General features: G+C 70.0%; 14 protein-coding genes. 3 read left to right on the forward strand and 11 right to left on the reverse strand.

Annotated elements, in window-relative coordinates:
- Positions 1–203 precede the first annotated feature (203 nt).
- A complete protein-coding gene (gene leuA, locus ACWD04_RS03200) occupies positions 204–1,988 on the reverse strand; it encodes a 2-isopropylmalate synthase (RefSeq protein ID WP_451127538.1) in 1,785 nt (594 codons plus the stop codon).
- 292 nt (positions 1,989–2,280) lie between these two features.
- Here leuA and ACWD04_RS03205 point away from each other — a divergent pair, with 292 nt between their 5' ends.
- Complete coding sequence (locus ACWD04_RS03205; protein ID WP_451127541.1) at positions 2,281–3,357, forward strand: M4 family metallopeptidase; 1,077 nt, start codon at positions 2,281–2,283, stop codon at positions 3,355–3,357.
- Between the two features lie 54 nt (positions 3,358–3,411).
- On the forward strand, positions 3,412–3,678 hold the full coding sequence (locus ACWD04_RS03210; protein ID WP_451127543.1) for a protealysin inhibitor emfourin: 267 nt from the start codon (positions 3,412–3,414) through the stop codon (positions 3,676–3,678).
- A gap of 302 nt (positions 3,679–3,980) precedes the next feature.
- Here the strand turns inward: ACWD04_RS03210 and era are convergent, their stop codons facing one another.
- The 7 genes from era to ACWD04_RS03245 all read right to left on the reverse strand — a co-directional run bounded on the left by era (position 3,981) and on the right by ACWD04_RS03245 (position 9,833).
- On the reverse strand, positions 3,981–4,955 hold the full coding sequence (gene era / locus ACWD04_RS03215; protein ID WP_451127545.1) for a GTPase Era: 975 nt from the start codon (positions 4,953–4,955) through the stop codon (positions 3,981–3,983).
- A gap of 52 nt (positions 4,956–5,007) precedes the next feature.
- Positions 5,008–5,361: a cytidine deaminase gene (locus ACWD04_RS03220; RefSeq protein WP_451127547.1), complete on the reverse strand. Its 354-nt coding sequence runs from the start codon at positions 5,359–5,361 to the stop codon at positions 5,008–5,010.
- Between the two features lie 78 nt (positions 5,362–5,439).
- Positions 5,440–5,793: an MmcQ/YjbR family DNA-binding protein gene (locus ACWD04_RS03225; protein WP_451127549.1), complete on the reverse strand. Its 354-nt coding sequence runs from the start codon at positions 5,791–5,793 to the stop codon at positions 5,440–5,442.
- Positions 5,790–7,073, reverse strand: coding sequence for a hemolysin family protein (locus tag ACWD04_RS03230; RefSeq protein WP_451127551.1), 1,284 nt, complete (start codon positions 7,071–7,073; stop codon positions 5,790–5,792). Before ACWD04_RS03230 ends, ACWD04_RS03225 begins: the two co-directional genes overlap by 4 nt.
- Positions 7,070–7,567 carry an rRNA maturation RNase YbeY gene (ybeY, locus tag ACWD04_RS03235; RefSeq protein ID WP_451127553.1) on the reverse strand — a complete coding sequence of 166 codons (498 nt, stop codon included), beginning with the start codon at positions 7,565–7,567 and terminating at the stop codon, positions 7,070–7,072. The genes ACWD04_RS03230 and ybeY overlap by 4 nt, the downstream gene beginning before the upstream one ends.
- A gap of 12 nt (positions 7,568–7,579) precedes the next feature.
- A complete protein-coding gene (locus ACWD04_RS03240) occupies positions 7,580–8,602 on the reverse strand; it encodes a PhoH family protein (RefSeq protein WP_451127555.1) in 1,023 nt (340 codons plus the stop codon).
- Positions 8,603–8,729: 127 nt separating this feature from the next.
- Positions 8,730–9,833 (reverse strand): carbohydrate kinase family protein, encoded by a 1,104-nt coding sequence (locus ACWD04_RS03245; RefSeq protein WP_451127557.1) that lies wholly within the window; start codon positions 9,831–9,833, stop codon positions 8,730–8,732.
- Positions 9,834–10,179: 346 nt separating this feature from the next.
- On the opposite strand from ACWD04_RS03245, the gene ACWD04_RS03250 reads away from it, so the two are divergent.
- A complete protein-coding gene (locus tag ACWD04_RS03250; RefSeq protein ID WP_451127559.1) occupies positions 10,180–11,529 on the forward strand; it encodes an MFS transporter in 1,350 nt (449 codons plus the stop codon).
- Here ACWD04_RS03250 and ACWD04_RS03255 read toward each other — a convergent pair.
- Genes ACWD04_RS03255 through ACWD04_RS03265 form a run of 3 tightly spaced genes read right to left on the reverse strand, consistent with a single transcriptional unit; the run spans position 11,493 to position 13,775 of the window.
- Positions 11,493–12,485: an adenosine deaminase gene (locus ACWD04_RS03255; RefSeq protein WP_451127561.1), complete on the reverse strand. Its 993-nt coding sequence runs from the start codon at positions 12,483–12,485 to the stop codon at positions 11,493–11,495. The two genes, ACWD04_RS03250 and ACWD04_RS03255, sit on opposite strands and share 37 nt — an antisense overlap.
- Before the next feature lie 10 nt (positions 12,486–12,495).
- Entirely contained in the window at positions 12,496–13,404 is a 909-nt protein-coding gene (locus tag ACWD04_RS03260) for a ribonuclease Z (RefSeq protein WP_451127563.1), read from the reverse strand.
- An 11-nt stretch (positions 13,405–13,415) separates the two neighbouring features.
- Positions 13,416–13,775, reverse strand: a complete 360-nt coding sequence (locus ACWD04_RS03265) for a histidine triad nucleotide-binding protein (protein WP_451127565.1) — start codon at positions 13,773–13,775, stop codon at positions 13,416–13,418.
- Between the last annotated feature and the right edge of the window lie 73 nt (positions 13,776–13,848).

Below are 13,848 nucleotides of genomic sequence, written 5' to 3' on the forward strand. Positions count from 1 at the left end.
CGTCGCACACCTCCGTAACGCCACGGCGACATTGCCGCGTTGCACGTGATGTTAGCCACATGTGTGATGTGACGTCAGCATCTCGGACGTCACAACCCCGGGATATGGCCGAACCCCGCCCACCCTCGACGGGCGGACGGGGCTCTCGGTCCGGGCGGTTCTGCGTCGTATCGGATGTTTGCCCGGAATGCCTTCCGATGGTGTCAGCGGGTCGCGCGGTTGACCGCGGAGACGACCGCCTTGAGCGAGGCGCGCGTGGTGTTGGCGTCGATACCGATGCCCCACAGCACCTTTCCGTCGATCGCGCACTCGATGTAGGAGGCGGCCTGCGCGCTCGCGCCCTCGCTCATCGTGTGCTCGGTGTAGTCCAGCAGGCGGGCGTCGATGCCGATGGCCTGCAGCGCTTGGAAGAACGCGGAGATCGGGCCGTTGCCCGTGCCGGTCAGCACCGTGTCCGTGCCGTCGACGGTGGCCTCGACGGTGATCGTGTCCTGCCCGTCGGAACCGGTCGTCGTCTGACCGGAACGGATCTGGACGCGCCCCCAGGCGTTCTCCGGGCTCGGCAGGTACTCGTCCCGGAAGGTCGACCAGATCTGGGTGGGCGTGACTTCACCGCCCTCGGCATCGGTCTTGGCCTGAATGATCCGGGAGAACTCGATCTGCATCCGGCGCGGCAGGTCCAGCTTGTGGTCGTTCTTCAGGACATAGGCGATTCCGCCCTTGCCGGACTGCGAGTTGACCCGGATGACGGCCTCGTAGGAGCGGCCGACGTCCTTCGGGTCGATCGGCAGGTACGGTACCGCCCACTCGATCTCGTCGACGGTCTTCCCCTGGGCGGCGGCGTCGGCCTCCATGGCGTCGAAGCCCTTCTTGATGGCGTCCTGGTGGGAGCCGGAGAAGGCGGTGTAGACCAGGTCCCCCGCGTAGGGGTGGCGCGGGTGGACCTCCATCTGGTTGCAGTACTCGCTGGTGCGGCGGATCTCGTCGATCTGCGAGAAGTCGATCTGCGGGTCGACGCCCTGCGAGAAGAGGTTCATGCCCAGGGTGACCAGGTCGACGTTGCCGGTGCGCTCCCCCTGGCCGAACAGGCAGCCCTCGATACGGTCCGCGCCGGCCATGATCGCCAGCTCGGCGGCGGCGACGGCCGTGCCGCGGTCGTTGTGCGGGTGGACCGACAGGCAGACGTGGTCACGGCGGGACAGGTTGCGCGACATCCACTCGAACCGGTCCGCGTGCGTGGACGGCGTCGAGCGCTCCACGGTGGCGGGCAGGTTGAGGATGATCTCGCGGCCCTCCTCCGGCTGCCAGACGTCGCAGACGGCCTCGCACACCTCCAGGGCGAAGTCCAGCTCGGTGTCCGTGAAGATCTCCGGGCTGTACTGGTAGCCGAAGACCGTCTCGTCACCCAGGATCTTGTCCGCGTACTCCATGACCAGGCGGGTGCCGTCCACCGCGATCTGCTTGACCTCTTCCTTCGATCCGCGGAAGACCACGCGGCGGAAGGTGGGGGCGGTGGCGTTGTACAGGTGGACGGTGGCGCGGTGGGCACCGACCAGTGATTCGACAGTCCGCTCGATCAGTTCCTCGCGGGCCTGCGTCAGGACGGAGATCGTCACGTCCTCGGGGATCGCGCCCTCTTCGATGATGGAGCGTACGAACGCGAAGTCGGTATCGCCGGAGGACGGGAAGCCGACCTCGATCTCCTTGTAGCCCATGCGTACGAGCAGGTCGAACATCTCGCGCTTACGGGCCGGCGACATGGGGTCGATCAGGGCCTGGTTGCCGTCGCGCAGGTCGGTGGACAGCCAGCGGGGCGCCCGGGTGATGCGGTTGTCCGGCCACGTGCGGTCCGAGATGTCCACGGCCTCGTAACCGCGGTATTTGTGGACGGGCATCCCGGACGGCTTCTGCAGCTGCTTCGCGTTGGTCACCGGGGTGGGGCCACCGACGGGGGAAGGGGTGTTCTCGGCGTGATTCACGGCAGTCATGGCGTACGGCTCCTCTGAGGTCCAGCAGGGGCGGCCGACTGTGTCGCTGCAACAGCGAACTCCGCGGGGAGGGAGCCGGCCTACGACTACAGGCCCTCGCCGCGGCAGCTAAGAAGGAGCAGCCCGAAACGCATGATTCGGCAACACTAACCGAGGGGCGCCTGGTGCGTCGGCCCGTATCAGTATGCGGGATCAGGCCCTGGCGAAGGCGGAACGGTGATACATCACTCTATTTCGTCAATAACGAACGCATTCAGTGACAGCGCGATGACGGAGTGCCACAGTCATTTGCATGCAGCCTCGACCGAACAACGGGTTCCAGCCCGTCTTCTGCACCATCGTGCCGCCCCACGTCCTCGACAAACTGTCCCAGGCCGACGACCCACGCCTGGCCGACCCCGCACGGCGCACCCTGGAGTCCGACGGTGCCCGGCGCCACCATCGGCGGGTGACCGCGCTGGCCCGGACCCCGACGACCGCCCGCACCTCCGCCCCGGTCCCCACCAAGCCCCACCGCACCCTGTACGACTGCCGGCACGGCACGGATCTGCCGGGCGTCAAGGTCCGTGACGAGGGCGACGAAGCCACCCAGGACGCCAGTGTCAACCGCGCGTACGCGGGACTCGGCGCCACCTTCGACCTGCTGCTCACGGAGTACGGTCGCAGCTCGATCGACGGCAAGGGACTGCCTCTCATCGGCTCCGTGCACTACGACGAGAAGTACAACAACGCGTTCTTCGACGGCGAGCAGATGGTCTTCGGTGACGGTGACGGCGAGATCTTCCTCGACTTCACCGTCGCCATCGACGTGATCGCCCACGAACTGGCGCACGGCCTCACCCAGTACACGGCCAACCTGACGTACGAGGGCCAGTCGGGCGCGCTCAACGAGTCCGTGTCGGACGTCTTCGGCTCCCTGGTCAAGCAGTACTCGCTGGGCCAGAGCGCCGACCAGGGCGACTGGCTGATCGGCGCGGGGCTGCTCGCCCCCCGGGTCAGCGGCGTCGCGCTGCGCTCGATGAAGGCCCCTGGCACGGCGTACGACGACGATGTGCTCGGCAAGGACCCGCAGCCCGCATCGATGGACGACTACGTCGAGACGGACGAGGACGACGGCGGGGTCCACATCAACTCCGGCATCCCCAACCGCGCCTTCTACCTGCTGGCCACGGCCCTCGGCGGTAACGCCTGGGAGCGGCCCGGCCGGATCTGGGTCGACGTGCTGACGAGTGGTGAGCTGACCCAGGACGCGTCCTTCACGGACTTCGCCAAACTCACCGTCGCGGCGGCACAGCACAGGTTCGGTGAGGGCGACGAGGCCGAGGCGGTGCTCAAGGCATGGTCGGAGGTGGGCGTGCCGACCCGCTGACCGGGTAGATGAACGCGAGTCCGTCCGGGCGGGGTCAGGCAGGAGCCAGTACGCATGCGCATTCAGGTGAGCCGGACCGGCGGGTTCGCCGGCATCGCACGGCATGGCGAGGTCGAGACCTCGGGGCGGCCCGACGCCGCGGAGTGGGAGGCCCTGGCCGAGGCGGCGCTCACCGCCGGCCGGGGCGGCTCGCACGCGGTGGTGCCGGACGGCTTCCGCTACCGGATCACGGTGGGCGACCGGACGGTCGAGTGCGCGGACCCCCGTCTGACCGAGACACAGCGGACGCTGATCTCCCGGGTCCTCAAAGAGGGCGCGTAGGCCCTCCCCGCCGGTCGGGCGATCACTGGGCCCGGGAGACCGGCCTCAGAACCCCAGCTTGCGCAGCTGCTTCGGGAACCACTTCCCCACGCCACACTCGCGCCCCTCGGCCCCAGGGGCCTCAGCGGCTTCGCACGGCTGCGCCCGCCTCCGGCCGCCGGTCCGGGCCCGGCCTCAGAACCCCAGCTTGCGCAGCTGCTTCGGGAACCACTTCCCCACGCCACACTCGCACCCCTCGGCCCCAGGGGCCTCAGCGGCTTCGCACGGCTGCGCCCGCCTCCGGCCGCCGTCCGGGCCCGGCCTCAGAACCCCAGCTTGCGCAGCTGCTTCGGGTCGCGCTGCCAGTCCTTGGCGACCTTCACGTGCAGGTCCAGGAAGACCGGCGTGCCCAGCAGCGCCTCGATGTGCTTGCGCGACTTCGTGCCGACGTCCTTGAGCCGCTTCCCCTTCGGGCCGATGATGATGCCCTTCTGGCTGGGCCGCTCGATGTAGACGTTCGCGTGGATGTCCAGCAGCGGCTTGTCCGCCGGACGGTCCTCGCGCGGCAGCATTTCCTCGACGACGACCGCGATGGAGTGCGGCAGCTCGTCGCGTACGCCCTCGAGTGCGGCCTCGCGGATCAGCTCCGCGACCATGACCATCTCGGGCTCGTCGGTGAGGTCGCCCTCCGGGTAGAGCGGGGGGCTCTCGGGCAGCAGCGGGGCGATCAGGTCGGCGAGCAGACCCACCTGCTGGTCCTTGACGGCCGAGACCGGGATGATCTCCGCCCACTCGAAGCCGAGTTCCTCGCCGAGGCGGGAGACAGCCAGAAGCTGCTCGGCGAGCGCCTTGGAGTCGACCAGGTCGGTCTTGGTGATGATCGCGATCTTCGGGGTCTTTTTGATCCCGGCGAGTTCCTTGATGATGTACTTGTCGCCCGGGCCGAGCTTCTGGTCGGCGGGCAGACAGAAGCCGATGACGTCGACCTCGGCCCAGGTGGTCCGCACGACGTCGTTCAGCCGCTCACCGAGCAGCGTGCGCGGCTTGTGGAGGCCGGGAGTGTCCACCAGGATCAGCTGGGCGTCGTCGCGGTGCACGATGCCCCGCACCGTGTGCCTGGTGGTCTGGGGGCGGTTGGAGGTGATCGCCACCTTCTGACCGACCAGAGCGTTCGTGAGGGTGGACTTTCCCGCGTTGGGGCGGCCCACGAAGCAGGCGAAGCCGGCCCGGTGGGGGGCGGTGTTCTCAGCCTGCTGCGCAGCAGCTTCTGTGTTCGGTCGAGCGCTCATGGCGCCCATTCTCCCCGATGCGGGCAGCGGCGTTGCACAGCAGGCCGTGGCCGCCCCCGGATCAGCCCGCGGCGACCGTGGACCGGAGCGTCCCGTCGGGCCCCGCGAGCAGCACGGGTGTGTCAGGCCCGCCCAGGTCACGGACGGCGGCGCGGTCGGCGTCCGAGGCGCTCACGGCCTCGGAGACGACGGCGGCCGCCTCCAGGGATGTGGCGCCGCTGGCCACCGCCATCGCGACCGCGGTCTGCAGCGCGCTGAGCTTCAGCGACTCCAGGGTCACGGTGCCGGCGGCGTACGTACGTCCCGTCTCGTCCCGTACCGCCGCACCCTCCGGCACTCCGTTGCGGGCGCGGACGCTGCGCGCCAGCGTGACGATCTTGCGGTCCTCGGTACCGAGGTCGGTGCTGTCGGTCATGTGCCGAGCATACGAAGGGGGCCGGCGTCGCCGGGGCGCGGGGCCGCCGTGTTCGCCCTCGCGCCGAAGGTGCGGGTCCTACGGGCGGTCGAGGCGCAGCCGTTCCGCCTTGGGGAGCCCGGCCACCACCAGGTCGTAGCTGTCCTCCACGAGCTCCCGGACCATCCGGTCCGGGAGCTCGGAGACCGTCACGGTGTTCCAGTGACGCTTGTTCAGGTGCCAGCCGGGGACGATCGCGGCGTGCTCCTTGCGGAGCCGCAACGCCTCATCCGGATCACATTTGAGGCTGACCTGCAGAGGCCGCGCGTCGAGCACACCGATGGCGAACACCTTCCCCAGGACCTTGAATACCGAGGCCTCGGGCCCGAAGGGGAACTCCTCCGTGCTCGCGTTGAACTCCAGACAGAAGGTGCGCAGCTCCTGGGGAGTCATGCCGTTTCCATTCCCTCCGGTTCCACCAGCACCGTGACGATCTTGTTCCTGCGGCCCGCCGGGGACTCCGCGGTGAGGCGGAGCTTGCGCCCGTCGGGGAGGTCGACGATCGAGGAGGCTCCGGAGATCGGGACCCGCCCGAGTGCCTTCGCCAGCAGACCGCCGACCGTCTCCACGTCCTCGTCGTCGTAGGCGTCGAGGCCGAACAGCTCACCGAGGTCGCCGATGTCGAGCCGGGCGGTCACCCGGAAGCAGCCGTTCTCCAGCTCCTGGACCGGCGGAAGCTCGCGGTCGTACTCGTCGGTGATCTCGCCGACGATCTCCTCGAGGATGTCCTCGATGGTGACGATGCCGGCCGTGCCGCCGTACTCGTCGATGACGACGGCGACGTGATTGCGGTCCTGCTGCATCTCGCGCAGCAGGTCGCCGGCGTTCTTCGTGTCGGGGACGAACGCGGCGGGGCGCATCGCCGTGGAGACCAGGTCCGCCTCCGCGTCCCGGTTGATGTGCGTCTTGCGGACCAGGTCCTTGAGGTAGACGATGCCGACGATGTCGTCCTCGTTCTCCCCGGTGACCGGGACACGTGAGAAGCCGGAGCGCAGCGCGAGGGTCAGTGCCTGACGGACCGTCTTGTACCGCTCGATGCAGACCAGGTCGGTGCGGGGCACCATGACCTCGCGCACGAGGGTGTCGCCGAGCTCGAAGACCGAGTGCACCATACGGCGCTCCTCGTCCTCGATGAGCGACTCCTGCTCGGCGAGGTCGACCATCGCGCGCAGTTCGGCCTCGCTGGCGAAGGGGCCCTTGCGGAAACCCTTGCCCGGGGTCAGCGCGTTGCCCAGGAGGATCAGCAGCTGCGGGATCGGCCCCATGATCCTGGCCAGCGGCAGCAGGACGTACGCCGCGGCCGTGGCGGTGTTCAGCGGGTGCTGGCGGCCGATGGTGCGCGGCGAGACCCCGATCGCGACGTAGCTGACGAGGACCATCACGCCCATGGCGACGGCCAGGGCCTCCCAGGTCTCGGAAATCTCCTTGAGGCAGGCGTACGTGACGAGCACGCCGGCCGACATCTCGCAGGCGACCCGGACGAGCAGCGCCACGTTGAGATAGCGGGTGGGGTCGGCGGCGACCTGTTCCAGCTTGGCGCCGCCCCGGCGTCCTGCCCGCACGGCCTCGGCCGCGCGGAAGCTCGACGTACGCGCGATCCCGGCCTCGGCACAGGCCGCGAGCCAGCCGACGACGATCAGCAGGACGGCGCCGGAGATGAGGGGCACGCTCACGAGACGGTGGGGGCGGGGGACGGACCGGTCAGTCCGCGCTCACCGCGCCAGCCGTCGACGATGGCCGCCTGGAGGCCGAACATCTCGACCTTCTCGTCCGGCTCCTCGTGGTCGTAGCCGAGAAGGTGCAGCACCCCGTGGACGGTGAGGAGCTGGAGCTCCTCGTCCATGGAGTGCTGTGTCTCGGCGTCCTCGCCCTGCTTCTTCGCGACCTCCGGGCAGAGCACGATGTCACCGAGGAGCCCCTGCGGGGGCTCCTCGTCGTCCTTGGCCGGGGGACGGAGCTCGTCCATCGGGAAGGACATGACATCCGTCGGGCCCGGGAGGTCCATCCACTGGATGTGGAGCTGCTCCATGGCGGCGGTGTCCACCACGATCACCGAGAGTTCGGACAGCGGGTGGATCCGCATCCGGGCGAGCGCGTAGCGGGCGATGTCGAGGATCGCCTGCTCGTCGACCTCGGTTCCGGACTCGTTGTTGACGTCGATCGACATGGTGCGCTGCGACTACTTCCCGTTGCGGCCGGTCGGGGCCTTGCCGTTGTCGTACTCCTCGTACGCGTCGACGATACGGCCGACGAGCTTGTGCCGGACGACATCCTGGGAGGTGAGCCGGGAGAAGTGCACGTCATCCACGTCCTGAAGGATCTCCTGGACCTGGCGGAGACCGCTCTTGGTGCCGGTCGGCAGGTCCACCTGCGTGACGTCACCGGTGACGACGATCTTCGAGTCGAAGCCGAGGCGGGTGAGGAACATCTTCATCTGCTCGGCGCTGGTGTTCTGCGCCTCGTCCAGGATGATGAAGGCGTCGTTCAACGTACGTCCACGCATGTACGCCAGCGGCGCGACCTCGATCGTTCCCGCGGCCATCAGCCGGGGGATCGAGTCCGGGTCGAGCATGTCGTGCAGGGCGTCGTAGAGCGGGCGCAGATACGGGTCGATCTTGTCGAAGAGTGTGCCGGGCAGGAAGCCGAGCCGCTCCCCCGCCTCGACGGCGGGCCTGGTGAGGATGATCCGGCTGACCTGCTTGGACTGCAGGGCCTGGACCGCCTTGGCCATGGCGAGATAGGTCTTGCCGGTGCCTGCGGGGCCGATACCGAAGACGATGGTGTGCTTGTCGATCGCGTCGACGTACCGCTTCTGGTTGAGCGTCTTGGGGCGGATGGTGCGGCCGCGGCTGGAGAGGATGTTCTGGGTGAGCACCTCCGCGGGGGTCTCGGCGCCGTCCCCGGTGCCGTTCCCGCTCGCCCTGAGCATGGCGATCGAGCGTTCCACAGCGTCCTCCGTCATTGGCAGACCGGTGCGGAGCACCAGCACCATCTCGTCGAAAAGGCGCTGGATCAGGGCGACGTCGGCCGCGCTTCCAGTCGCGCTTATCTCGTTGCCCCGGACATGGATATCGACGGCCGGGAACGCCGTTTCGATCACGCGCAGCAGCGAATCGCCCGACCCCAGGAGCATCACCATGGGGTGTGCGGCCGGAATGCTGATCTGGGCACGCGCCTGCGGCTGTGTAGGTGACTGAGTCATGGGCCGGCCCTCGGGCCTGCACATACCTCCCGTTGCAGGGCCGTCGCTGCTCGACCGCCTCTGGAGTACCAGCCTACGACTCCGTACCGACAACGCCGAGAGGTTTTACCTGGTGATCATCAGCCCTTCACTGGCGGAAGCCGATGGTCGGGACGGCGCGGCGCAGGGGCCATGACCTGCTCGCGGCGGGCAGAAGCTCCTCCAGGAAGGCGTAGCGCTCCAGCGCCGCCGGGTCCTGGCCGGCGCAGGTGCGCACCTGGTGCCACCAGCCGGCGATCTCCGCCCATCCGGGGGCGGACAGTGATCCGCCGAACTCCTGCACCGACAGGGCCGCCGTCAGGCCGGCGAAGGCGATTCGGTCCGCGAGCGGCCAGCCGGCCAGCGTCCCGGTGACGAACCCGGCGACGAAGACGTCGCCCGCTCCGGTGGGGTCCAGGGCCTCCGCCTCGATGGCGGGCACCTCGGCGGCCGTCCCGGCCTCCCGGTCCACCGCGTAGGCACCCTCCGCCCCCAGGGTGACCACGGCGAGGGGCACCCGTTCCGCCAGGGCGTGGGCGGCGGCGCGCGGGCAGTCGGTGCGGGTGTAGCGCATGGCCTCCTCGGCGTTGGGCAGGAAGGCCAGGCAGTGCCCCAGGTCGGGCAGGGCATCCAGGTCCCAGCGGCCCGTCTCGTCCCAGCCGACGTCGGCGAAGACCATCGCGCCGTCCCGGGCGGCCCCGGCCACCCAGGGCTCGCTGCGGCCCGGAGTCAGCGAGGCGACGGCGGCGCGGGCGCGCGGCGGGCAGTACGGGAGCGTGCGTCCGGGCACTGCGGAAGCGGTGGGGGCCGGGGCCTCATGACCGTGCGAGACCATCGTGCGCTCGCCCTCGTACGCCATGGAGACGGTGACGGGCGAGTGCCAGCCGGGGACCGTACGCGACATGGACAGGTCGATGCCCTCGCCCTGTTCGAGTGCGTCCCAGCAGTACTCGCCGTAGTGGTCGTCGCCGAAGGCCGCGGCCAGCGAGGTGTGCAGGCCGAGCCGGGCCAGCGCGGTGGCCATGTTGGCGACGCCACCGGGGCTGGAGCCCATCCCCTGGGCCCACGACTCCGTCCCGCGCACCGGTGCGCTGTCCAGGCCCGTGAAGATGATGTCCAGGAAGACCGTGCCCGTCAGGAAGACATCACAGGCCGGGTCCTGCGGTGCGCGCAGCCCGAGCAGCGGGTCGATGCCTTGATTGGCTGTGCTCACCGTGCGCTCCCCGGCCGTGGCTCATCTGAACAGTGCGTGATCCGGCCAGTGTGCCGGATTCATCGCCGTATCCGGAGGGCCCGCGCCGTACCGCGCGCACTCACCCTCACCTGCGTAAACGTGCGCTGCTACCCGGCCCCAGGACCCATAAACCTACATGTGATCTAGATCACATCGAGCTGACTGTCCGTCGGCTGGGCGCGCTTGATACAAATTGCCCCGCGAGCACCGATCGGGACAGTCGACGACGAGTGCCGCTTCTCCCGCGTTCCCCCGCTTCCCGCTCCCCTGCCTTACCCTCCCCTGCCTCCTTCTGCCTCCTCCGGCATGTCTTCAGGAAACGCCCATGTCCTCGCGCACTCGCGCCGCGTGGCCTCTGGTGGCCGTGTTCACCGCCGGTTACCTCGCCGCCTATCTGCTCCCCACGATCGTCGGCCGCCTCAGCACCTATCTGGGGCTGAGCTCGGCCCAGGCCGGTCTGGTCGGCAGCGCCCTCCTGCTCAGCTCGGCCACGGCCGGCTTCGCGCTGGCAGAACGTGTCGAGAGATACGGGTCGCGGAGACCGGCACGTGCGGGGCTGCTGCTCGCCGTGCTCGGCTACGGCTGCGCGGCGCTGACCACCTCGGTGCCGCTGGTGATCCTGGGCGTCGTGGTCGGTGGTTTCGGCTCCGGTACGGCGACCGCCGTCGCGGCGTCCGGCATCGCGGCGCAGCACGATCCGCACCGGACCTCGTCGCTCGGGCTGCTCAGCGTCTCCGCGACGGCCGGGGCCCTCTATCTGACGGTCCCCCACCTGGGCGGCGGCCACCGGCTGCCGTTCGCGGCCATCGCGCTGGTCGCCCTGCTCGTCTGGCCCGCCACCGCCCGGCTGGGCGGCTCCACGCCCGTCGGCGGGACGTCGCCGGTGCAGGGACGGCTGCCGCACCGGCGGTCAGGGCTCGTGCTGGCCGGCGGGATGCTCGTCTGGTCCATGGCGCAGAACGCCCTGTGGGGCGTGAGCAGCCGCATCGGTGCCGACCAGGTCGGCCTCTCCGAGGTGACCGTCGGAGCCGTGTTCGCCGCCGCTCTGGGCGCGGGACTGCTGGGCGTCATGGGTGCCGGCGTGCTGGGAGCCCGGCTCGGGCGGGCGGTGCCGATCGGTCTCGGCACGATGATCATCGCGGGGAGCATCGTGCTCAGCTCCTCGGCCGACGACCTGGGGTCGTTCGCGACCGGTGAGATCGTGTGGAACACCTTCTACCCGGTGGTCCTGTCGTATCTGATCGGGCTGGCGGCCTCGCTGGACGTGCGCGGCCGCTGGGCGGTTCTCGCGGGTTCGGCCTCATCCGTCGGTACGGCCTGCGGCCCCCTCCTCGGCAGTGTGCTGTCCGAGCAGGCGGGCTACGCGGTGATGGGCCTGGTCCTGGGGGCCGCCACCCTCCTGGTCGCGGCCCCCGTCACCGCGGTGGCGCTGCACACCGGAGGACGCCCGCTGGTGCCCGGTTCCGTCCGGCGCAGGGGCGGTGCCCCGGCCGCGCTCCTCGCCGCCACGACCAACAGCCTGTCCGGCGCGGTACCCAAGCTGGGTGCGCCGGAGCAGGCGGTCGCGGAGATCAGCATGCCCGCGCTGCGGCGCAGGCGTCCGGTGCGGAGCGCGTTCCGGACGGCCGGCGGGGCCGGTCAGTCGAACGCGTACGCCTCGACCTCGGAGAGGTAGCGCGCCCTGCGCTCCTCGTCGTGGTCGAGGAAGGCCGCTTCGAAGGAGTTGCGGGCCAAAGTGCGCAGCTGCTCACGGCCCAGGCCGAGCGCCTCGTGCACGGCGTGGAAGGTGTCTCCGACGTATCCGCCGAAGTAGGCCGGGTCGTCGGAGTTCACCGTGCAGAGCAGGCCCGCGTCCATCATGGACCGCAGCGGGTGCCGCTCCAGGACGTCGATGGCGCGCAGCCGTACGTTCGAGAGCGGACAGAGCGTCAGCGGGATCCGCTCGGAGACCAGCCGGTCCACCAGCTCCGGGTCCTCCATGCAGCGCAGGCCGTGGTCGATCCGTTCGACGCCGAGGACGTCCAGGGCCTCCCGGATGTACTCCGGCGGGCCCTCCTCGCCCGCGTGGGCCACCTTGCGCAGGCCGAGGGCCGTGGCCGCCGCGTACACCTCGCGGAACTTCGCGGGCGGGTGGCCGACCTCCGCCGAGTCGAGGCCCACGCCGCTGATGCGGTGCAGATAGGGCCTGGCGGCTTCCAGGGTCTCCAGCGCCGACTCGGCGGACTTGTCGCGCAGGAAGCACATGATCAGCTGGGTGGAGACGCCGTGCGTCTCCTCGCTGCGATCCAGCGCCCTGCCGAGCCCCTCGATCACGGTGCCGATCGGGACGCCACGGCCGGTGTGGGCCTGCGGGTCGAAGAAGATCTCCGCGTGCCGGACGCCCTGGGCGGCGGCGCGGGCGAGGTAGGCGTCGATCAGCTCGGCGAAGTCCTCCTCGGTGCGCAGCACCGCCATGAGGGCGTAGTAGAGGTCGAGGAAGCTCTGCAGGTCGTCGAAGAGGTAGGCGGTACGCAGCTCTTCGGTGTCCGCGTAGGGCAGGTCCACGCCGTTGCGTGCGGCGAGGGCGAAGGCCAGCTCGGGTTCGAGGGTCCCTTCGATGTGGAGGTGGAGTTCGGCTTTGGGGAGGTGCACGGGGTTCTCGTCACGTGTGGCGGGTGGGCACCGGGACCGTGATCAGGTCCTGGGCGATGGTCAGTTCACCTTCGAAGCCGGCCGCCCTGGCCTGGCGCTCGAAGGCGTCGGGGTCGGTGTAGCGCTGGGAGAAGTGCGTCAGCACGAGGTGCCGTACGCCCGACTCCTTCGCCACCCGGGCCGCCTGTCCGGCGGTGAGGTGGCCGTGGTCGGCGGCGAGCCGGCTGTCCTCGTCGAGGAACGTCGACTCGATGACCAGCATGTCGCATCCCTCGGCGAGGGCGAACGCCCCGTCGCACAGCCGGGTGTCCATGACGAACGCGAAGCGCTGTCCGCGGCGGGGCTCGGAGACCTCTTCCAGAGGGACGCCGCGCAGGGCCCCCTCCCGCTGGATCCGTCCAACGTCGGGCCCGCCGATGCCGTGCTCGGCGAGCTTCGCGGGCAGCATGCGCAGCCGGTCGGGCTCGGTGAGGCGGTAGCCGTAGGAATCGACGGGGTGCGAGAGCCGGTGGCTGTCGAGGGTGTACGCGTCAGTGGTCGCGAGGGCGCCGTCGGCGGCGACCGGGGCCTCGGTCAGCCGGACCGACTCGCGGTAGGCGGTCGCGTACCGCAGCCGGTCGAAGAAGCGCTGTCCGCTCGCCGGGAAGTGGGCGGTGACGGGGTGCGGGACCTGGTCCAGGTTGATCCGCTGAATCACTCCGGCCAGGCCGAGGGAGTGGTCGCCGTGGAAGTGCGTGACGCAGATCCGGTTGATGTCGTGCGCGGCGACGCCGGCCCGCAGCATCTGACGCTGGGTCCCCTCGCCCGGGTCGAAGAGGATGCCCTCGCCGTCCCAGCGCAGCAGGTAGCCGTTGTGGTTACGGTGACGTGTCGGCACCTGGCTGGCGGTGCCGAGGACCACGAGTTCTCGTACGGACACGGGTGGTGACCCTAGCCGGGGGGCCACTGCATCCCGCGGCCGCCCAGGACGTGGGCGTGCGCGTGGAAGACGGTCTGTCCGGCGCCGGCACCGGTGTTGAGGACGATGCGGTAGCCGCCCTCGACGATCTTCTCGTCGGCGGCGACCAGGCCCGCCTCGCGCAGCACCGCGGCGGCGGTCTGCGGTTCGGCGGCGGCGAGGGCGGCGGCGTCCGGGTAGTGCGCCTTGGGAATGACCAGGACGTGGGTCGGAGCCTGGGGGTTTATGTCGCGGAAGGCGACGGTCGTGTCGCTCTCGCGGACGATCGTCGCCGGGATGTCACCCGTGACGATCTTGCAGAACAGGCAGTCGGTCTGCGGTTCTCCCGCCATGGCCCGGGCCTCCTCGGTCGTTCGGTGAGCGTGATCGGTACACCGGCATGCTATCCGGCCGTACCCGGCGGAC

The organism is Streptomyces sp. NPDC002911, from assembly GCF_053591835.1.

What these genes read in the sequence shown, in the direction of transcription:
- ACWD04_RS03240 (WP_451127555.1), bottom strand. Translation starts at nt 8,602, where the DNA reads ATGACTCAGTCACCTACACAGCCGCAGGCGCGTGCCCAGATCAGCATT.
- leuA (WP_451127538.1), bottom strand. Translation starts at nt 1,988, where the DNA reads ATGACTGCCGTGAATCACGCCGAGAACACCCCTTCCCCCGTCGGTGGC.
- ACWD04_RS03225 (WP_451127549.1), bottom strand. Translation starts at nt 5,793, where the DNA reads ATGACTCCCCAGGAGCTGCGCACCTTCTGTCTGGAGTTCAACGCGAGC.
- era (WP_451127545.1), bottom strand. Translation starts at nt 4,955, where the DNA reads ATGGGCGCCATGAGCGCTCGACCGAACACAGAAGCTGCTGCGCAGCAG.
- ACWD04_RS03205 (WP_451127541.1), top strand. Translation starts at nt 2,281, where the DNA reads ATGCAGCCTCGACCGAACAACGGGTTCCAGCCCGTCTTCTGCACCATC.
- ACWD04_RS03210 (WP_451127543.1), top strand. Translation starts at nt 3,412, where the DNA reads ATGCGCATTCAGGTGAGCCGGACCGGCGGGTTCGCCGGCATCGCACGG.
- ACWD04_RS03250 (WP_451127559.1), top strand. Translation starts at nt 10,180, where the DNA reads ATGTCCTCGCGCACTCGCGCCGCGTGGCCTCTGGTGGCCGTGTTCACC.
- ybeY (WP_451127553.1), bottom strand. Translation starts at nt 7,567, where the DNA reads ATGTCGATCGACGTCAACAACGAGTCCGGAACCGAGGTCGACGAGCAG.
- ACWD04_RS03265 (WP_451127565.1), bottom strand. Translation starts at nt 13,775, where the DNA reads ATGGCGGGAGAACCGCAGACCGACTGCCTGTTCTGCAAGATCGTCACG.
- ACWD04_RS03220 (WP_451127547.1), bottom strand. Translation starts at nt 5,361, where the DNA reads ATGACCGACAGCACCGACCTCGGTACCGAGGACCGCAAGATCGTCACG.